The following is a 19,143-nucleotide window of genomic DNA, read 5'->3' as shown; positions in this document are numbered from 1 at the left end:
ATGGCCGCTGAGCCCAATGACGAAATCAAGGCGATGAGCTTCGAGCAGGCGCTTGCGGCACTGGAAAAGATCGTTGACGATCTCGAGCGTGGCGACGTGCCGCTTGACCAGTCGATCAAGATCTACGAGCGCGGCGAAGCGCTGAAGGCGCATTGCGATCGCCTGTTGAAAACAGCCGAAGACAAGGTCGAAAAGATCCGGTTGTCGCGCGACGGCAAGCCGATGGGCACCGAGCCGCTCGACGGAGAGTGATCGCAGTCGAATTCAGCCCGCGATTGCATCGCCGTCGCGGGCGGCAAAATCGCCGGGTCGCGCCGCGTAGAAGCGTTCCGGCGGCGCCCAGCGGCCCCGGTATCTGGGTTTCGCCCCAGCGGGCGAGTTCTTGCAGGGCTGGAATGAGCGCTGCACCCTTCGCGGTCAGGGCATAGGCGCCGCGAATCGAGCCTTGGCGTGGCTGTGCCTGAATGATGAGGCCTGCGTCTTCCAGGCGCCGCAACCTTTCGGCCAGGATGTTGGTCGAGATCTTTTCCGGCGTCGACAGCAAATCCGAATAGCTTGTCGCCCCCACCACCATCGACCGAATGATGACGAGCGACCACTTGTCGCCGACGATGTCGAGCGCCGAAGCGATGGGGCATGCGGAGCGAAACTGGGTCATGGCGGCAATGTGAATTTTTAACTTGCAAAATGCAAGTAAGAAATGCTTACCTTGGTGGGCGAGATCCAGTAGGGGAGAACAAGGCCATGCTGCCGATCACATCGACCACCGCCGCGCTCGCGGCCGTCGCCCTGGTCGTCCTGAGCATCACGGTAAGCCTGCATCGCAAGAAAGTCGGGGTTAGGATCGGCTACGGCGAGGACATTGCGCTGATGCGGCGCATCCGTGCTCAGGGCAATTTCATCGAATACGTCCCGCTCGCCCTTATCCTGCTCGCGCTGGCTGAGTACCGCCAGGCGTCGGCGGCGATGCTTTGGACCATCGCCGGTTTACTGGTTGTCGGCCGTTGCCTGCATATCGCGGGGATTTTGACAGGGCGCACGCCATTGAGCGCGCCTGGTATGGTTGGAACCTATGGCGCCCTGCTGGCCGGGGCCGCCGCCCTGATGTTTGGATGAACCTGCAGGCAGCCGAATGGCTTGACCTCGCGGCACGTTGCGCCCAGTTAATGGGCACCCACAAGGTTGCAAGCCCGGGAGCAGGCGATGTGCCGCAACATCAAGACATTGTTCAATTTCGATCCACCGGCCACGCATGACGAGATCCGCGACGCGGCGCTGCAGTTCGTGCGCAAGCTGAGCGGTTCGACAAGACCTTCCAAGAAGAATGAGGAGGCGTTCAACCGCGCGGTCGACACGATCGCCGAAGCCGCGCACGAATTGCTGCATGCGATGGAAACCCACCAGCACCCGCGCAACCGCGAGGAAGAAGCCGCCAAGGCGAAGGCACGTTCGGCGCTGAGGTTTGCCTGAGAGCAACAGCTCTGATGACAGCAGCGCTCCAATCGCTCTAGGATACAATCATGAGCTTCTTCCCAGCCGAAGACCCGACACCGGGCGATGCCTTTTCCTGTGACCAGATCGAATTGATGGTCATTCCCAATGCCAAGGATATTGACGGCTTCGAGGTGCGTCGGGCATTGCCGACGGCAAAACGCCGGCTTGTCGGGCCGTTCATCTTCTTCGACCGCATGGGCCCGGCGATCCTGAGGGCAGGCCACGCGCTCGACGTCAGGCCGCATCCGCATATCGGGCTTGCGACCGTCACCTACCTGTTCGACGGCAAGATCAGGCACCGCGACTCGCTCGGCACCGAAATGGTCATTTCACCCGGCGACGTGAACCTGATGACGGCAGGGCGTGGCATCGTTCATTCCGAACGCACGCCGGAAGAGCTGCGCGGCGCGCCGATGTCGGTGTCGGGGCTGCAGACCTGGCTGGCACTGCCCGACGGCAAGGAGGAGGTCGCGCCGCTGTTCGAGAACACGGCGGCGATGGAGCTTCCCACCTTCGAAGCCGATGGCATAAGCGGCCGGTTGGTGATTGGCGAGTTCAAGGGCCTGAAGTCGCCGGTGCGCCAGGCATCCGACACGCTCTACGCCGACATCAGGCTAGCGCCGGGTGCCAGGATCAAGATCCCGGCCGATGCCGAGGAGCGTGCCATCTACACGCTGGGCGGCGAAATCGACATCCTCGGCGATCGCTTCCCGATCGAGCGGCTTCTGGTGTTCAAGCCCGGCGACGAGATCGTCGTCAGCTCCGAAACCGGCGCGCACTTCATGCTGTTCGGTGGCGCCTCGCTTGGATCGAAGCGCTACATCTGGTGGAATTTCGTCTCGTCTTCCAAGGAGCGTATCGAGCAGGCCAAGAACGAATGGAAGACCGGCCGCTTCGATATCGTTCCGGGCGACGAGGACGAATTCATCCCGCTTCCCGAGAGCTGATAGGCTATCCTGGCTGGGCCCGCGTCACCGCCACGCATTTACTTTCCAAGCATGCGGTCGTATCTGCCGGGTGGTTAACCGAGTTAGTGCGGATTGATGAACGCGAAACCTGAAACGCCTCTGCTGGACAAGGTCCGCCTGCCCTCAGACCTGCGCACGCTCGATGAAACCCAGTTGCCGCAACTGGCCAGCGAATTGCGTGCCGAGTTGATCGACGCGGTGTCGCAGACGGGTGGCCACCTTGGCGCTGGTCTCGGCGTCGTCGAGCTGACGGTGGCGTTGCATTATGTCTTCGACACGCCCGACGACCGCATCATCTGGGACGTCGGCCACCAGGCTTATCCGCACAAGAATTCTGACCGGGCGGCGCGACCGTATCCGCACGCTGCGCCAGGAGAACGGTCTTTCCGGCTTCACCAAGCGCTCTGAGAGCGAATACGATCCGTTCGGTGCGGCGCACTCCTCGACCTCGATTTCCGCTGGCCTCGGCATGGCCGTCGCCCGTGACCTCCAAGGTGGCCGCAACAACGTCATTGCGGTGATCGGCGACGGCGCCATGTCAGCCGGCATGGCCTATGAGGCGATGAACAATGCCGGCGCGCTCGACGCGCGGCTGATCGTCATCCTCAACGACAACGACATGTCGATCGCTCCGCCGGCGGGCGCGATGAGCGCTTATCTGGCGCGTCTTGCCTCCGGCCGCACCTATGCCGGTGTGCGCGAGCTCGGCAAGAAGCTGACGTCTTATCTCGGCCGCCGCGTTGACCGCGCCATTACCCGCGCCGTCGAGCACGCGCGTGGTTTTGTGACTGGCGGCACGCTGTTCGAGGAGATGGGCTTTTTCCACATCGGCCCGATCGACGGCCACAATCTCGAACACCTGGTTCCTGTGCTGAAGAATGTCCGTGACAACGGCACCGGCCCGGTGCTGATCCATGTCGTGACCCAGAAAGGCAAGGGCTACGCCCCAGCCGAAGCCGCCGCCGACAAGTATCACGGTGTCAACAAGTTCGACGTCATCACCGGCGCCCAGGCCAAGGCGCCGGCGAATGCGCCCGCCTATACCAAGGTGTTCGCCGAAAGCCTGATGCAGGAAGCGCGCGACGACGACAAGATCGTTGCCGTCACCGCCGCCATGCCGTCGGGCACCGGCCTCGACCTGTTCGGTCAGGCATTCCCGTCGCGCACCTTCGATGTCGGTATCGCCGAGCAGCACGCGGTGACCTTTGCCGCTGGGCTTGCCACCGAAGGTTACAAGCCGTTCGTTGCCATCTATTCGACCTTCCTGCAGCGCGCCTATGACCAGGTCGTGCATGACGTCGCCATCCAGAACCTGCCGGTGCGCTTTCCCATCGACCGCGCCGGCTTCGTCGGCGCCGACGGTGCCACCCATTGCGGCGCCTTCGACACCGCCTATCTCGCCTCGCTGCCCGGTTTCGTCGTCATGGCGGCGGCCGACGAGGCGGAATTGCGCCACATGGTGCGCACCGCCGTCGAATATGACGACGGCCCGATTTCGTTCCGCTATCCCCGAGGCAACGGCGTCGGCGTCGATATGCCCGAGCGCGGCTTGGCGCTGGAGATCGGCAAGGGCAGGGTGGTCAAGGAAGGCACCAAGGTGGCGCTGCTGTCCTTCGGTACGCGGCTCAAGGACTGCTTGCTCGCCGCCGAAGAACTCGGTGCCGCTGGCTTGTCGACAACGGTCGCCGATGCGCGCTTTGCCAAACCGCTGGACGAAGATCTGATCCGCCGCCTCGCGCGCTCGCACGAAGTGCTTGTCATGGTCGAGGAAGGTTCGGTTGGCGGCTTCTCCAGCCAGGTTCTCGATTTCCTCGCCCGTAACGGGCTGCTCGACAATGGCTTGAAAGTACGTCCGCTGACGTTGCCCGACAGCTTTGTCGACCACGCCAATCCCGACAAGATGTATGTCGATGCCGGCCTCGATTCGGGTGGCATCGTGCGTACCGTCTTCGCAGCGCTCGGCAAGTCGGCCCAGGCCGTCCGCGCCTGAGCTTTCGAGTGAGCGCTTGCCTTGCAGGCCCGCATTCGCCATTGAAAGCCATGGAAATCTCAAGGCAAGCGCGCGCATCGACCCGAAAATCGAAGTCGATCTTCGGAAAGCACGATGCGCAGATACAAGGAGTTGGAGCGCTGCGCGTCCAAACGGACGCGCAGCGCTCCGGGGCCAGCCTGCGGCTCGACGAATTGCTCGTCAGCCGTGGTTTGTTTGCGAGCCGCTCGCGGGCCCGCGATGCGGTGGCGCGCGGTGCCGTGACCGTCGATGGCCAGCCGGCGAAGAAGCCGGGACAGACCGTCGCCACAGGCGTCGCCATCACGGTCGATGACCCGGCGCAGGCCTATGTCTCTCGCGCCGCACTGAAGCTGGTCGCCGGGCTCGACCATTTCGGCTTCGACCCACTTGGAACCGTGGCATTGGATATTGGCGCATCGACTGGCGGCTTCACGCAAGTGCTGCTCGAACGCGCTGCCGCGCATGTCGTGGCGATCGATGTCGGCCATGGCCAGTTGGACCAGAAGCTGCGTGCCGATCCGCGCGTGACCTGCCTGGAAGGGCTCAACGCCCGCAACCTGACGCTTGACGATCTTGGCGGCCGGAAGCCGGATTTCCTGGTCTCGGACGTCAGCTTCATTTCGTTGCGCCTTGCCTTGCCCAATGCGCTCGAACTGGCCGCACCGGGAGCCAAGGGCGTGTTCTTGGTCAAGCCACAGTTCGAAGCCGGCCGCGAGGCGATCGGCAAGGGCGGCCTGCTCAAGAACGCTGAAGACGGCCCGCGCATGGCCGAAGAATTGCGCCTTTGGCTTGACGCTGTTCCGGGCTGGCGTGCGCTCGGCATCTGCCCATCGCCGCTCGAAGGTGGCGACGGCAACCGTGAATATCTGCTCGGTGGAGTGAAAGATTGATGACGACTCGTTTCGAAATTGCGCGGCTGGGCGCGCATGGCGATGGTGTCGTCGATGCCAATGGCGGGCACATATTCATCCCGTTCGCGCTGCCTGGCGAAACGGTGACCGCTGCGCGCGAAAAGGACCGCGCTCAACTGATTTCGGTGATCGAGCCCTCGGCTCAACGCATCGATCCAGCTTGCAAGCACTTCACCGAATGTGGCGGTTGCGCCATCCAGCATCTGGAAGACAGCGCCTATCGCGACTGGAAGCGCGGCCTGGTGGCCCATGCGCTGAAGGCGAGGGGCATCGATGCTGCGGTAGGCGAACTGGTTGCATGCCCGCCGCACAGCCGCAGGCGCGCGGCTTTTACCGCGCGCAACACCGAAACCGGGCTCCACCTCGGCTATAACAAGGCGTTTTCCCACACCCTCGTCGACATCGAGGAATGCCCGGTATTGCTGCCGTCCATTGTTGAGGCGGCTGGCATCCTGCGCCACCTTGCCGGGATTATCGCCAACACGTCGAAGCCGTTCAGGTTCCTGGTCACCGCCACCGAGTCGGGTTTTGATATTGCAGCCAGCGACTGCGGCAAACCAACCGAAGCGATCCGTCGTGCCGCGACCGATTTCGTCATCAGGTCGAAGATCGCCAGGCTTTCCATCGACGGCGAGATCGTCGTCGAACCGGTCAAGCCGATGCTGACATTCGGCAATGCGACGATAACGCCGCCACCCGGCGCCTTCGTCCAGGCCGTGGCCGAGGCAGAGGGCGCGATGGCGTCGCTCGTGGCCGGCCACATGCGCAAGGCCAAGAAGGTCGCCGACCTGTTCTCCGGATGTGGCACCTTCGCACTCAGGCTCGCGGCAAACTCCGAGGTTCATGCCGTGGAGGGCGACGGGCCGGCGCTGGCGGCACTTGATCGCGGCTTCCGCTTTGCCAACGGTCTGAAGCGCGTCACCGTCGAGCGCCGCGACCTCGACCGGCGCCCGCTGACCTTCAAGGAACTGAACGCCTTCGACGGCATCGTCTTCGATCCGCCGCGTGCCGGCGCCGAGGACCAGTGCAAGCAGATCGCCCGTTCGGACGTGCCTTATGTCGCGGCCGTGTCGTGCAATCCGGCGACGCTGGCGCGGGATTTGCGCATCCTGATCGACGGCGGTTATGCGCTAAGGACCGTGACGCCGATCGACCAGTTCCTCTGGTCGCACCACGTAGAGGCGGTGGCGTTTCTGGAAAAGCCGAAGAAGCGGCGATGAAGGCGCACCTTACCCAACTTTAGACGCGCGTGCCGCCGACCGTCATCTGGTTCATCCTGAGATGCGGTTGGCCGACACCGACGGGCACGCCCTGTCCGGCCTTGCCGCACATGCCGATGCCGTTGTCGAGCTTCATGTCGTTGCCGACCATCGAGACGCGATGCATCGCGTCGGGGCCGTTGCCGATCAGCATCGCGCCCTTGATCGGCTTGGTCACCTTGCCGTCCTCGATCATGTAGGCTTCGGTGCAGCCGAACACGAACTTGCCTGAGGTGATGTCAACCTGGCCGCCGCCGAAGGAGACGGCGTAGATGCCATTCTTGACCGAGGCGATGATCTCTTCGGGCGTCATGTCGCCGGAGGTCATGTAGGTGTTGGTCATGCGCGGCATCGGCTGGTGCGCGTAGGATTTCGCGGCGGCCGTTGCCGGTCGCCTTCATGCCCATCAGGCGCGCGTTCTGGCGGTCCTGCATGTAGCCGACAAGCTTTCCGTCCTCGATCAGCACATTGCGACCGCTCGGCGTGCCCTCGTCATCGACGGTGAGGGAGCCGCGGCGTTCGGCGATGGTGCCATCGTCGACGACGGTAACGCCCTTGGCAGCGACCTGCTGGCCCATCAGGCCGGCGAAGGCCGAGGTCTTCTTGCGGTTGAAATCACCCTCGAGGCCATGGCCAACGGCTTCATGCAGCATCACCCCGGGCCAGCCGCTCGACAAGACGATGTCGAACGTGCCGGCAGGGGCGGGAATGGCCTCAAGATTGACCAGTGCCTGGCGCAGGGCTTCGCTGGCGGCATTCTTCCAGCTTTCGTCAGTCAGGAACTCGTCGAAACTCTTGCGTCCGCCAGCCCCGTAGGAGCCGCTTTCCTGTCGGTCGCCGTCGCCGACGATCACCGAAACGCTCATGCGCACCAGCGGGCGGATGTCACGCACGACCTGGCCGTCGCCGCGCAGGATCTCGACATGCTGCCACGACGCGGTAAGCGACGCCGTCACCTGGCGGACGCGCGGGTCCTTGTCGCGCAGCCATGAGTCGATTTCCTGCAGTAGCTTGGCCTTGGCCTCGAACGAGGGTGAGGAAATCGGGTTTTCATCGCCATAAAGATGAGTATTGGTGCGGGCAGGTGCTGCAGCAAGCGTGCCGGAATAGCCGCCCTTGACGGCGGAGACAGCGTCGGAGGCGCGCAGCAATGCCGCCTCGGACAGGTCGCTCGAATGCGCATAGCCGGTCGCTTCGCCGGCGACCGAACGCAGGCCAAAGCCCTGATCGGTGTTGAAGCTCGCCGTCTTCAGCCGGCCATTGTCGAACATCAGCGCCTCGCCCTCGCTATGTTCGAGGAAAAGCTCGCCGTCATCGGCGCCTTCGATCGTCTCGGCGACGATCTTGCGCACGCGCTCTTCTGATATGTCGAACTGGCTGAGAAGGCTGGTCATGGCGTGCTCTTCAATATCCGGTTTACGGGCATGTAGGTGCAAAGGTAGCGTTCGGCAATCATCGCAATGAAAAGGCTGGTCTAGGTCAAGCGCCGCGCCATCATGATTTCGTCGATCTCGCGCCCTTCATGAAGAAAACCAGCCGGGATGCGGCCGATCTCATCAAAACCCTCGCGCCGATAGAAGCGTATGGCTGCGGGATTTTCGGCGCTCACCGCGAGTTCGACCTGCCATATGCCGCTGGCTCTGGCATGATCGAGAAGCAGGCCGAGCATTGCCGCGGCTTGTCCGCCACCGCGCTCGCTTGGGCGCATATACACCATGATGAGGCTGGCGCGATGAGCCATCTTGCTGGATTGCTGCCGCATCAGCCCCATGATGCCGACCGGCTCGTCCTGCCGAAAGCAGACCACGACCGAATTGTTTTCGATACGCCGCCGCCACTCGTCGTCGGGCAGCTTTTCCCAATCGCTGGCGCTACTGGCAAAAGCCTCGGGAGCAGTGCGCAGCGCTTCCAGGCGAATACGCTTGAAAACCTCGTAGTCGTCGGGAGCGAGCAGTCGAACTGTCAACAGCGTCTGGCTCAGGGCAGCGCGGCGAAACCTTCGCCGAAGCCGTTGAGATCGACCGGGATGCCGATGCCTTCTTCGGGGGTCTGGAAGACGATGAAGGTTGCCGACTTGCCTGTCTTCAGCGTGTCGAGCAGCGTCTTGTCGAGGATCACCTCGGCGTAGCAGCCATCCTGGAAGCAGCGCACGAAATAGGCGCGGCCGATGTCCTTCTGGTCGACGTTGAGGCCAAGGCCGTTGGGCAGGAGCACGCCGAGCGGCGCGAGTACGCGCAGGATCTCGGCCTTGTTATCGGCGGTGCGCAGGATGACCACCGAGAGGCCCATCTCGGGGCGGTCCTCGGCGATGACGTTCTGCATCATCACGCATTGTTCGTTGGTGGCGCCCGCGGGCGTGTCGCAGATGATCGACCAGGCGCCATGGGTGGACTTGACCGTGCCGCTCTGCTGCGCGCCAGCTTGCATGGGAACCACGCAGGCAGCGGCGACCAGCATCTTCGCCACGGTTTTCAAAAGCCCAGACTTCATGACGGCTCCATTGCGAATCACGACAATTCAGGTCGTGCAGGCAGCAAGTAAATAACAAGACGGCGCCTTCGCCATCCCGCAATCTCAGGTTTTCCAGACATTCGAGGCCAATTTGGCCCGAATTGCGACGCCTTTTAAGAGCATAGCAGCACAATGCGGGCGAATGCCCCGTACGCCTGCGCGTTCTTCAACTAGCGCCAAACGCGTCGCGGCGCCAGCCTCCGTGCCTGCGCGCAAAAATGCCGCACGGGTTAGGCCTCTGCTTCCTTGCGGTTACAAAGAGAGTATGGTTTGAACCTCCGAACGTCTCTGGGATTTCCGTCCCGGAGCGGCACGATGTCCTTGCGGCTACGCCCGCACGGAAATGGGAGATACAGAGGGCGATGAGAAAGATCTTTGCTAGCGCCGTCGCGGCGACTGCTTCCCTTGCCAGCGTCGCGGCCTATGCGGCACAGCCGACGCCTTGGCAGGCCACCTTCCAGCCGGCCGCGACCGGCATCATGGAACAGATCACCTGGTTCGAGCGCTACACGCTTTGGTTCATCGTGCCGATCACGCTGTTTGTGCTCGCGCTTCTGGCCTATTGCATCTGGCGTTTCCGCGCGAGCGCCAACCCGGTGCCTTCGCGCACCAGCCACAACACGTTGATCGAGGTCATCTGGACCGTCGGTCCGGTTGTCATCCTGCTGTTTTTGGCCATTCCGTCGTTCCAGCTTCTCACTGCGCAGTACTCGCCGCCGGAAGATGCAAAGCTGACGATCAAGGCGACCGGCAACCAGTGGAACTGGGACTACGAGTACCAGAACGCCGAGCCGCTCTCCTTCAACTCGGCGTTGCTGGCTGAGGGTGATCGCGCCGCTGCCGGCAAGGAAGACAAGGCCGCTTATCCGCGCCTTCTCGCCGTCGACAACGAGGTTGTCGTTCCGGTCAACACGCTGGTTCGCGTGCTCGTCACCGCCAGCGACGTCATCCATGCCTTCGCCATGCCGGCCTTCGGCGTGAAGACGGATGCCGTGCCGGGCCGTATCAACGAGATCTGGTTCAAGGCTGAGAAGGAAGGCCTCTATTACGGCCAGTGTTCCGAGCTTTGCGGCAAGGACCACGCCTACATGCCGATCGCAATCCGCGTCGTCTCCGACGCACAGTACAATACGTGGCTGGCTGCCGCGAAGTCCGACCTGCCGGGCGCCAACAAGGCGCTGATGGCCGAGACGGACGGTGCGGCCAAGGTCGCGGCCGCTGGCAACTGAGCCACGGTCGAATAGGGATCAGGGAACGGAGCGGAACATGGCAGGCGCTGCAGCTCACGACCATCACGACCACAAGCCGAAGGGCTGGGTGCGGTGGGTGTACTCGACCAACCACAAAGACATTGGCACGCTTTACCTGATCTTCGCGATCATGGCAGGCTGCGTCGGCGGCTTCCTGTCCGTCATGATGCGCTGGGAACTGGCTGAGCCGGGTATCCAGATTTTCCACGGCCTGGCCTCGATGGTCTACGGCGTTGAAGGCGATGCGGCGATCGACGCCGGCAAGAGCATGTTCAACGCGTTCACCACCGCGCACGGCCTAGTCATGATCTTCTTCATGGTCATGCCCGCTTTGATCGGCGGCTTCGCCAACTGGATGGTTCCGATCATGATCGGCGCGCCTGACATGGCGTTCCCACGCATGAACAACATCTCGTTCTGGCTGCTTCCGCCGGCTTTCATCCTGCTCGTCATCTCGGCCTTCATGCCGAGCGCGCCGGGTGCCCATGGCGTCGGTGGCGGCTGGACGATCTACCCGCCGCTGTCGACTTCGGGCCAGCCTGGGCCTGCGATGGATCTCGCGATCCTGTCGCTGCACATCGCCGGCGCTTCGTCGATCCTCGGTGCGATCAACTTCATCACAACGATCTTCAACATGCGCGCTCCGGGCATGACGCTGCACAAGATGCCGCTGTTTGCCTGGTCGGTGCTGATCACCGCCTTCCTGCTGCTGCTTTCGCTGCCGGTTCTGGCAGGCGGCATCACCATGCTTCTGACCGACCGCAATTTCGGCACGACCTTCTTCGCGCCTGAAGGCGGCGGCGACCCGATCCTGTTCCAGCACCTGTTCTGGTTCTTCGGTCACCCGGAAGTCTACATCCTGATCCTGCCTGGCTTCGGCATTGTCAGCCACATCGTGTCGACCTTCTCGCGCAAGCCGATCTTCGGTTACCTCGGCATGGCCTACGCCATGGTCGCCATCGGTGCCGTCGGCTTCGTCGTGTGGGCTCACCACATGTACACCACCGGCCTGTCGCTCGACACGCAGCGCTACTTCGTCTTCGCCACGATGGTCATCGCGGTTCCGACGGGCGTGAAGATCTTCTCGTGGATCGCCACCATGTGGGGCGGTTCGATCTCGATGAAGACGCCGATGCTGTGGGCGATCGGCTTCATCTTCCTGTTCACCGTCGGTGGCGTCACCGGCGTGCAGCTGGCAAACGCCGGTCTCGACCGTTCGCTGCACGACACCTACTATGTCGTCGCGCACTTCCACTATGTGCTGTCGCTCGGTGCCGTGTTCGCAATCTTCGCGGCCTGGTACTACTGGTTCCCGAAGATGACCGGCTACATGTACTCGGCGGCAATCGCCAACACCCACTTCTGGGTGACGTTCGTCGGCGTGAACCTGATCTTCTTCCCGCAGCACTTCCTCGGCCTTGCCGGCATGCCGCGCCGCTACATCGATTATCCCGATGCGTTCGCCGGCTGGAACATGGTGTCGTCCTACGGCTCCTACATCTCCGCCGTCGGCGTGCTGATCTTCCTGTTCGGTGTCTTCGAAGCCTTCTCCAAGAAGCGTATCGCCGGTGCCAACCCCTGGGGCGATGGTGCGACCACGCTCGAATGGCAGCTGCCTTCGCCGCCGCCCTTCCATCAGTGGGAACAGCTGCCGAAGATCAAGTAAGGCACTGATTGAACTACGAAGCCGCCGGCATATCCGGCGGTTTCGGCCAAACGGAACGACTGGACGTAAGTACGCATGGCCCTTGTCCACAACCGGTTTGAAGATCAAACCATCCGCATGTCGGAAGCGACGGCGGGCGATTTCTTCGCCCTGCTCAAGCCGCGCGTCATGTCGCTGGTCGTCTTCACGGCCTTTGTCGGCATGGTTGCCGCGCCCGAGACCATCAATCCGTTCCTCGCCGTCGTCGCGATCCTGGCGATCGCGATCGGCGCCGGCGCTTCAGGTGCCCTCAACATGTGGTACGACGCCGACATCGACGCCGTCATGACCCGTACCGCCAGCCGGCCGGTGCCGTCGGGCAAGGTGACGCCGCATGAGGCGCTGACCTTCGGCCTGGTGCTGTCGGTTCTTTCGGTGATGACGCTCGGCGTCCTCGTCAACTGGTTGTCGGCGGCACTTCTCGCCTTCACCATCTTCTTTTACGCCGTCATCTACACGATGTGGCTCAAGCGCTGGACGCCGCAGAACATCGTCATTGGTGGCGCGGCCGGTGCGCTGCCGCCGATCATCGGTTGGGCTGCCGTGACCGGCACCGTCAGCTTCGAGAGCATCGTGCTCTTCCTGATCACCTTCCTGTGGACGCCGCCGCACTTCTGGGCGCTCGCGCTGTTCAAGTCGCAGGATTACGAACGCGCCGGCATCCCGATGATGCCGAACGTCGCCGGTGAGCCTTCGACGCGGCGCCAGATCTTTGCCTATTCGCTGTTGCTGGCGCCCGTTGGCGTGGCGCCCTGGTTGCTCGGCTACACCACCATCGGCTATGGCGCCGTTTCGCTGGCGCTCGGCATCGGCTTTGTCTGGTACGCCTGGAAGGTTCTCCAGATGCCCGACAGCGACCGTGTGATGAAGCCCGCCAAGCAGCTCTTTGCCTATTCACTGCTTTACCTGTTCGTGATCTTCGCTGCTTATCTGGCAGACAGCGTCATCGAGCGTGTCTTTGCGCTTGGAGGTGCATGATGTCGGACAATAATGAACTGGTGACGCTCACCGAAAAGCAGAAGAAGGCGCGCCGCAGCCGCAACATCGCGATCGGTCTGGCGCTTGGGGCGCTGGTCATCATCTTCTACATCGGGACTTTCGCAAGGATGGGCCCGGGCATTCTGGATCGGCCGCTATGAGCAGTGGCATGACCAACGACAAGCAGGCCGTCGATCCCAAGAAGCAGAGCTCCAACCGGATGGTTGCGGGCATGTGCGTCGCCTTCGTCGGCAGCATGGTCGGCATGGCTTACGCCGCGGTGCCGCTCTACGCCATGTTCTGCCAGATCACCGGCTATGGCGGTACGACGCAGCGCGTCGAGCAGTATTCCGACAAGATCCTCGATCGTACGATCACCGTTCGCTTCGACGCCAATGTGTCGGGTGGCCTGCCGTGGGAATTCAAGCCCGTGGCCCGCGACGTCCAGATCAAGATCGGCGAGACGAAGCAGATTCACTATACGGCGAAGAACGTATTCGATACGCCGACCCAGGGCCGCGCGACGTTCAACGTCACACCGGAGATCGCTGGCGCCTACTTCAACAAGGTCGAGTGCTTCTGCTTCACCGACACGACGCTGAAGCCGGGCGAAACGCTCGACATGCCGGTGGTGTTCTTCGTCGATCCGGAAATCGTCAACGTGCCTGAAATGAAGGACGTCAAGACGATCACCTTGTCCTATACATTCTTCCCCATTGCCGGGGAGAAGTCTGTTGCTGTCGCGCCCAAGGTTGACGGCGAAGCGAAAAATGTTAATTCCGACGGAAAAGCCGGGGGCTGATATGGCAGACGCGCACGCGAAACCACAACACGACTATCACATCATCGATCCCAGCCCGTGGCCGTTCCTCGGCTCGCTGGGTGCGCTCATCATGGCTTTCGGCGGCGTCGCCTGGATGCAGCACCTGAAGGGCAGCGTTTTCCCGATCTTCGGGTTCAACATGGCTGATGCCAACTACTGGATCTTCGCGATCGGCCTGCTGATCGTGCTGTACACCATGTATGGCTGGTGGTCGGACACGATCAAGGAAGGCAATGAGGGACATCACACGCGCGTCGTGTCGCTGCACCTGCGCTACGGCATGATCATGTTCATCGCCTCCGAGGTGATGTTCTTCGTTGCCTGGTTCTGGGCCTTCTTCGACGCGGCACTTTTCCCGAACGAAGCTCACCAGGTAATGCGCGCCGAGTTCACCGGCGGCGTCTGGCCTCCGAAAGGCATCGAAATTCTCGATCCTTTCCACCTGCCGCTCTACAACACCATCATCCTGCTGCTGTCCGGCACGGCGGTGACCTGGGCTCACCACGCCCTGCTGCACAATGACCGCAAGGGCCTGGTCAACGGCTTGGCGATCACCGTTGGTCTCGGCATCCTGTTCTCCTTCGTGCAGGCCTACGAGTACATCCACGCTCCGTTCGCCTTCAAGGATTCGATCTACGGCGCGACCTTCTTCATGGCGACCGGCTTCCACGGCTTCCACGTCATCATCGGCACGATCTTCCTGCTGGTGTGCCTGTTCCGTGCCATGGCCGGCGGCTTCAATGCCAAGCAGCATTTCGGTTTCGAGGCGGCTGCCTGGTACTGGCACTTCGTCGACGTGGTCTGGCTGTTCCTGTTCACCGCGATCTATATCTGGGGTTCGGCGGGCGGCACCATCGCTGCCGGTCACTGATCGTTCCGGTTTCTGTTGCAAGGCGGTCGCGGCAACGCGACCGCCTTCTCTTTTTGGGCGCTTTCGTGCGGCAATCATCCGCCATGCCGACCAGCCGCTTTGCCTGTTTCATGATCGCCCTGTCTGCCACAACGATGCCTGCTGTCGCCGCCACCGTCGACCTGGTGCGGGTCGACAAGTCGGAGCGCCGGCTGGAGTTGTTGTCCGCTGACAAGGTGGTGCGCAGCTACGCCATGGCTCTTGGTGCCAGCCCTGTTGGCCACAAGCGCGAGGAAGGCGACGAGCGCACACCCGAAGGCCGCTACGTGCTCGATTGGCGCAATCCAGGCAGCGGCTATTATCGGTCAATCCACATCTCTTATCCCAATGCCCACGATGTCGCTGCGGCAAAGAGGGCAGGTGTCGATCCAGGCGGAATGATTATGATCCACGGTCAACCTAACGGGTATGGATGGTGGTCGTGGCTGTTGCAGATGTTCGACTGGACGAATGGCTGCATCGCCGTTACCGACAAGGACATGGCGGAGATCTGGCAGATGGTCGAAGACGGCACTCCCATTGAGATAAATCCATGAGCGAAGACCAGGCGATCTGGCCGCCGGTCGAGCCGATTGCGGCCGGGCTCAAGGGGCTCTGCCCGCGTTGTGGCGAAGGCAAATTGTTTTCCAGCTTCCTGTCTGTCGGCAAGCAATGCGGCGTTTGCCGGCTCGACTATTCCTTCGCCGACGCCGGCGACGGCCCGGCGGTGTTCGTCATCCTGATCATCGGCTTCGTCGTGGTCGGTCTCGCGCTGTGGACGGAGGTGAACCTGGCGCCGCCGCTGTGGCTGCACCTGCTTTTATGGATACCGCTGACTTTGGTTCTCAGCCTAGGCTCGCTTCGGCTCATCAAAGGCGTGCTGATCACGCTGCAATATCGCAACAAGGCTGCCGAAGGGCGTTTGGACAAGGGCGAATGAGCGAACAGGGAACCATGCCGGCTCCGGCACGCCGCTCGGGGCTTGTGTTGATGCTCGTGCTCGGCACGATCGCGTTCGCACTCTTGATCGCGCTTGGTAGCTGGCAGGTCCAGCGCCTCTACTGGAAAGAGGAACTGGTCGCCCAGATCGCAGAGCGCACCCAGTCCCAGCCGCTGCCCTTGTCCGAGATGGAAGTGAAGTACCGCGCGACCGGCGATGTCGACTATTGGCCTGTGAGGTTGAGCGGAACCTTCATGCATGAAGGCGAGCGGCACTTCTTCGCCACCTGGGAAGGCCAGTCGGGCTTTTACGTCTACACGCCGCTGAAGCTCGACGACGGCCGCTTTGCCCTCGTGAACCGCGGCTTTGTTCCCTACGATTTCAAGGATGCGGCCAAACGGCCGGTGGGCCAGGTGTCGGGGCCAGTCAGCATCGTTGGGCTGGCGCGCAATCCGCTCGACGGCAAGCCGGGCTCACTGGTGCCTGACAACGATCCGGTCAAGAACGTCTTCTACTGGAAGGACCGCGATGTGATGGCGGCGACCGCCGGTCTGCCGGCAGGCGCGCTCGTTGTGCCGTTCTTCATCGATGCCGACAAGACGCCGAACCCTGGCGGCCTGCCGGTAGGCGGCGTGACCATGGTCGACATGCCCAACAACCACCTGCAATACGCGGTGACATGGTATGGGCTCGCGGCGGCGCTGCTGGGTGTCATGGGCTTCTGGCTGCTGCGCCGGCCCGAAGGCAAATGAGAGCCGGTGCATGACCCGGAAAATCGGCAGCGATTTTCGCCACGGGATCATGCACCAGGATCAAAATGCTACTGCGTCCTTTGCGCGCCCAAAAGGACGCGCTGCGCTGTAGCCTCCCTTGACAGCAAGGGGGCACAGACATCATTTCGGCACTGAACGAAGAACCGGATTAAATGCTCCAGACGCTGACCAAACCGCCCCTGACGATCAGGCTCTGCCAGCCGCGCGGCTTTTGCGCAGGTGTCGACCGTGCGATCCAGATCGTCGTACTGGCGCTCAAGAAATATGGCGCGCCGGTCTATGTTCGTCATGAGATCGTGCACAACCGCTACGTCGTTGAGGGCCTGCAGAATCTTGGCGCGGTGTTCATCGAAGAGCTGAGCGAAATCCCGACCGAGCACCACGATGCGCCGGTGGTGTTTTCAGCCCATGGCGTGCCGAAGTCGGTGCCGGCGGATGCTGTGGCGCGCAATCTGTTCTATCTCGACGCGACCTGCCCGCTGGTCTCCAAGGTGCACAAGCAGGCGATGCGCCACCAGCGCAAAGGACGTCATGTGCTGCTGATCGGTCACGCCGGCCATCCGGAAGTGATCGGGACGATGGGGCAATTGGACGATGGCGCGGTCACGCTGATCGAGACCGAGACCGACGTGAAGAATTTCACGCCGGCCGATCCCGAGGCGCTCGGCTTCGTCACCCAGACGACGCTTTCGGTGGAGGATACCGCAGGTATCCTCAGGGCTCTGCAGGAGAAGTTCCCGGCATTGCAGGCGCCAGCCGCCGAATCGATCTGCTACGCCACGACCAATCGCCAGGACGCGGTGAAGGAGACGGCCCCGGGTGCCGACCTCTATCTTGTCGTCGGTGCGCCCAACTCGTCCAATTCGCGCCGCCTGGTCGAAGTCGCCGAGCGGGCAGGAGCCAAGATGTCGCTGCTGGTTCAGCGCGCGTCGGAGATCCCATGGAACGATATCGGCGGCATCGCTACGCTGGGACTGTCGGCAGGCGCTTCGGCGCCAGAGATCATCGTCGACGAGATCATCAACGCCTTCCGCGAGCGCTTCGAGGTGAACGTGGAACTCGCCATCACGGCGACCGAGACGGAGGACTTTCCGGTGATGCGGGTATTGCGCGACGTCGAGCTGACGCCAGCCGACATGGCCTTCGTCAACGGTAACGGCTGATGGCTGTCTATACCGACGTCGGCGAGGGCGAGCTCGAAGCGTTCCTGAGCAACTATCCGGTGGGCGAGCTTCTGTCCTACAAGGGCATTGCCGAGGGCACCGAAAATACCAACTTCCTGCTGCACACGACGACTGGGTCGTACATCCTGACGCTGTATGAGAAACGGGTCGAAAAGTCCGACCTGCCGTTCTTCCTCGGCCTGATGCAGCATCTCGCCCACAAGGGTCTGTCCTGTCCGCTGCCGGTCGACGGCAAGGACGGCAACGTCATTGGCACGCTGGCCGGCCGTCCGGCCGTGATCATTACTTTCCTTGAAGGCATGTGGCTGCGCCGGCCCCAGGTGGTGCATTGCCGCGAGGTGGGCGGGGCGCTGGCGGAACTGCATGTTGCCGGCCAGGATTTCGCAATGACGCGGCCGAATTCGCTCGCCATCGACGGCTGGCGCAAGCTGTGGGATGCCGCGCACCCGCGCGCCGACGAGGTCGAGCCGGGGCTCGCCAGCGAAGTCGACGCCGACTTTGCCGAGTTCGAGAAGAACTGGCCGAAGGACCTGCCGTCAGGGGTGATCCACGCCGACCTGTTTCCCGACAATGTCTTCTTCCTCGGCGACAAGCTGTCGGGTCTGATCGATTTCTATTTCGCCTGCAACGACGCCTATGCCTACGACCTTGCCACCTGCCTCAACGCCTGGTGCTTCGAGAAGGATTTTTCCTTCAACCTGACCAAGGGCACGGCGCTGCTCGACGGTTATCAGAGCGTGCGGCCGCTGCGCGAGGACGAGAAGGCGGCGCTGCCGATCCTGGCGCGGGGCTCGGCACTGCGCTTCATGCTGACGCGGCTCTACGACTGGCTGACCGTTCCGGACGGCGGGCTGGTGATGAAGCGTGACCCGTCGGAGTACATCCGCCGCATGCGGTTCCACCGGACGATCAAATCCGTCCAGGAATACGGACTGAAATGACCACCAAGCATATCGAGATCTTCACCGACGGAGCCTGTTCGGGCAATCCGGGCCCTGGCGGCTGGGGCGCGATCCTGCGCTACAACGGCAAGACCAAGGAACTCTGCGGCGGCGAGGCCGAGACGACCAACAACCGCATGGAACTGCTCGCGGCAATCTCGGCGCTGAACGCGCTGAAAGAGCCATGCACGGTCGACCTGAACACTGACAGCAAATACGTCATGGACGGGATCTCCAAGTGGATCCACGGCTGGAAGAAGAATGGCTGGAAGACCGCCGACAAGAAGCCGGTGAAGAACGGCGAGCTATGGCAGGCGCTTGACGAGGCCAACAAACGTCACAAGGTGACGTGGCACTGGGTCAAGGGCCATGCCGGCCACGTCGAAAACGAACGGGCCGACGAGTTGGCGCGTGAGGGCATGGCGCCCTTCAAGGGCGGTCGCGGCAAGGGCTGAAGTCGAACGGCTGTCGGTTCCTGCCGATTGCCCCTCTCTGACCCTGCTGGC

The 19,143-nt window shown here is 62.5% G+C and carries 20 protein-coding genes and 3 pseudogenes; 19 read left to right on the top strand and 4 right to left on the bottom strand.

Going from position 1 to position 19,143, the window contains the following annotated elements:
• The gene (locus tag ACHMW7_RS22705; RefSeq protein ID WP_395447705.1) at positions 1 to 252 is read left to right on the top strand and encodes an exodeoxyribonuclease VII small subunit; all 252 of its coding nucleotides are present in this window, start codon (positions 1 to 3) and stop codon (positions 250 to 252) included.
• 160 nt (positions 253 to 412) lie between these two features.
• Here the strand turns inward: ACHMW7_RS22705 and ACHMW7_RS22700 are convergent.
• Positions 413 to 574 (bottom strand): annotated as a pseudogene (locus ACHMW7_RS22700) (winged helix-turn-helix transcriptional regulator); the annotation flags it as partial.
• A 170-nt stretch (positions 575 to 744) separates the two neighbouring features.
• On the opposite strand from ACHMW7_RS22700, the gene ACHMW7_RS22695 reads away from it, so the two are divergent.
• The 6 genes and pseudogenes from ACHMW7_RS22695 to ACHMW7_RS22670 all read left to right on the top strand — a co-directional run bounded on the left by ACHMW7_RS22695 (position 745) and on the right by ACHMW7_RS22670 (position 6,604).
• The gene (locus tag ACHMW7_RS22695) at positions 745 to 1,116 is read left to right on the top strand and encodes an MAPEG family protein (RefSeq protein WP_395447704.1); all 372 of its coding nucleotides are present in this window, start codon (positions 745 to 747) and stop codon (positions 1,114 to 1,116) included.
• Between the two features lie 87 nt (positions 1,117 to 1,203).
• A complete protein-coding gene (locus ACHMW7_RS22690; RefSeq protein WP_395447703.1) occupies positions 1,204 to 1,470 on the top strand; it encodes a DUF2277 domain-containing protein in 267 nt (88 codons plus the stop codon).
• Positions 1,471 to 1,520: 50 nt separating this feature from the next.
• The gene (locus tag ACHMW7_RS22685) at positions 1,521 to 2,441 is read left to right on the top strand and encodes a pirin family protein (RefSeq protein WP_395447702.1); all 921 of its coding nucleotides are present in this window, start codon (positions 1,521 to 1,523) and stop codon (positions 2,439 to 2,441) included.
• A gap of 96 nt (positions 2,442 to 2,537) precedes the next feature.
• Positions 2,538 to 4,452 (top strand): annotated as a pseudogene (gene dxs, locus ACHMW7_RS22680) (1-deoxy-D-xylulose-5-phosphate synthase).
• A gap of 179 nt (positions 4,453 to 4,631) precedes the next feature.
• The gene (locus tag ACHMW7_RS22675) at positions 4,632 to 5,363 is read left to right on the top strand and encodes a TlyA family RNA methyltransferase (RefSeq protein WP_395451413.1); all 732 of its coding nucleotides are present in this window, start codon (positions 4,632 to 4,634) and stop codon (positions 5,361 to 5,363) included.
• Positions 5,363 to 6,604 carry a class I SAM-dependent RNA methyltransferase gene (locus tag ACHMW7_RS22670; RefSeq protein ID WP_395447701.1) on the top strand — a complete coding sequence of 414 codons (1,242 nt, stop codon included), beginning with the start codon at positions 5,363 to 5,365 and terminating at the stop codon, positions 6,602 to 6,604. Before ACHMW7_RS22675 ends, ACHMW7_RS22670 begins: the two co-directional genes overlap by 1 nt.
• A 19-nt stretch (positions 6,605 to 6,623) precedes the next feature.
• Here the strand turns inward: ACHMW7_RS22670 and tldD are convergent.
• From tldD to ACHMW7_RS22655, 3 genes and pseudogenes are all read right to left on the bottom strand, one after another.
• Positions 6,624 to 8,037, bottom strand: a pseudogene (tldD, locus tag ACHMW7_RS22665) (metalloprotease TldD).
• Between the two features lie 80 nt (positions 8,038 to 8,117).
• Complete coding sequence (locus ACHMW7_RS22660) at positions 8,118 to 8,609, bottom strand: GNAT family N-acetyltransferase (protein ID WP_395447700.1); 492 nt, start codon at positions 8,607 to 8,609, stop codon at positions 8,118 to 8,120.
• Between the two features lie 11 nt (positions 8,610 to 8,620).
• Positions 8,621 to 9,133 (bottom strand): invasion associated locus B family protein, encoded by a 513-nt coding sequence (locus ACHMW7_RS22655; RefSeq protein WP_395447699.1) that lies wholly within the window; start codon positions 9,131 to 9,133, stop codon positions 8,621 to 8,623.
• 383 nt (positions 9,134 to 9,516) lie between these two features.
• On the opposite strand from ACHMW7_RS22655, the gene coxB reads away from it, so the two are divergent.
• From coxB to rnhA, 12 genes are all read left to right on the top strand, one after another.
• On the top strand, positions 9,517 to 10,383 hold the full coding sequence (gene coxB, locus ACHMW7_RS22650) for a cytochrome c oxidase subunit II (protein ID WP_395447698.1): 867 nt from the start codon (positions 9,517 to 9,519) through the stop codon (positions 10,381 to 10,383).
• A gap of 37 nt (positions 10,384 to 10,420) precedes the next feature.
• Complete coding sequence (gene ctaD / locus ACHMW7_RS22645) at positions 10,421 to 12,070, top strand: cytochrome c oxidase subunit I (RefSeq protein ID WP_395447697.1); 1,650 nt, start codon at positions 10,421 to 10,423, stop codon at positions 12,068 to 12,070.
• A 75-nt stretch (positions 12,071 to 12,145) separates the two neighbouring features.
• Complete coding sequence (locus tag ACHMW7_RS22640) at positions 12,146 to 13,087, top strand: heme o synthase (RefSeq protein WP_395447696.1); 942 nt, start codon at positions 12,146 to 12,148, stop codon at positions 13,085 to 13,087.
• Positions 13,087 to 13,248 (top strand): hypothetical protein, encoded by a 162-nt coding sequence (locus tag ACHMW7_RS22635; RefSeq protein ID WP_395447695.1) that lies wholly within the window; start codon positions 13,087 to 13,089, stop codon positions 13,246 to 13,248. The genes ACHMW7_RS22640 and ACHMW7_RS22635 overlap by 1 nt, the downstream gene beginning before the upstream one ends.
• An 8-nt stretch (positions 13,249 to 13,256) precedes the next feature.
• Positions 13,257 to 13,889: a cytochrome c oxidase assembly protein gene (locus tag ACHMW7_RS22630; RefSeq protein ID WP_395447694.1), complete on the top strand. Its 633-nt coding sequence runs from the start codon at positions 13,257 to 13,259 to the stop codon at positions 13,887 to 13,889.
• A gap of 1 nt (position 13,890) precedes the next feature.
• Positions 13,891 to 14,781: a cytochrome c oxidase subunit 3 gene (locus tag ACHMW7_RS22625; protein WP_395447693.1), complete on the top strand. Its 891-nt coding sequence runs from the start codon at positions 13,891 to 13,893 to the stop codon at positions 14,779 to 14,781.
• Between the two features lie 83 nt (positions 14,782 to 14,864).
• Complete coding sequence (locus ACHMW7_RS22620) at positions 14,865 to 15,356, top strand: murein L,D-transpeptidase family protein (protein ID WP_395447692.1); 492 nt, start codon at positions 14,865 to 14,867, stop codon at positions 15,354 to 15,356.
• On the top strand, positions 15,353 to 15,739 hold the full coding sequence (locus ACHMW7_RS22615; RefSeq protein WP_395447691.1) for a DUF983 domain-containing protein: 387 nt from the start codon (positions 15,353 to 15,355) through the stop codon (positions 15,737 to 15,739). Before ACHMW7_RS22620 ends, ACHMW7_RS22615 begins: the two co-directional genes overlap by 4 nt.
• Positions 15,736 to 16,491 (top strand): SURF1 family protein, encoded by a 756-nt coding sequence (locus ACHMW7_RS22610; RefSeq protein WP_395447690.1) that lies wholly within the window; start codon positions 15,736 to 15,738, stop codon positions 16,489 to 16,491. The genes ACHMW7_RS22615 and ACHMW7_RS22610 overlap by 4 nt, the downstream gene beginning before the upstream one ends.
• Positions 16,492 to 16,664: 173 nt before the next feature.
• Positions 16,665 to 17,675 (top strand): 4-hydroxy-3-methylbut-2-enyl diphosphate reductase, encoded by a 1,011-nt coding sequence (gene ispH, locus ACHMW7_RS22605; RefSeq protein ID WP_395447689.1) that lies wholly within the window; start codon positions 16,665 to 16,667, stop codon positions 17,673 to 17,675.
• A complete protein-coding gene (locus tag ACHMW7_RS22600; RefSeq protein WP_395447688.1) occupies positions 17,675 to 18,637 on the top strand; it encodes a homoserine kinase in 963 nt (320 codons plus the stop codon). The genes ispH and ACHMW7_RS22600 overlap by 1 nt, the downstream gene beginning before the upstream one ends.
• A complete protein-coding gene (gene rnhA / locus ACHMW7_RS22595) occupies positions 18,634 to 19,092 on the top strand; it encodes a ribonuclease HI (RefSeq protein WP_395447687.1) in 459 nt (152 codons plus the stop codon). Before ACHMW7_RS22600 ends, rnhA begins: the two co-directional genes overlap by 4 nt.
• The last annotated feature ends 51 nt before the right edge of the window (positions 19,093 to 19,143 follow it).

Origin of the sequence: Aminobacter sp. UC22_36 (genome assembly GCF_044056035.1) — a bacterium.
In the GTDB taxonomy this organism is placed as follows: Bacteria; Pseudomonadota; Alphaproteobacteria; order Rhizobiales; family Rhizobiaceae; genus Aminobacter.
This window is presented reverse-complemented; position numbering and strand designations above follow the sequence as displayed.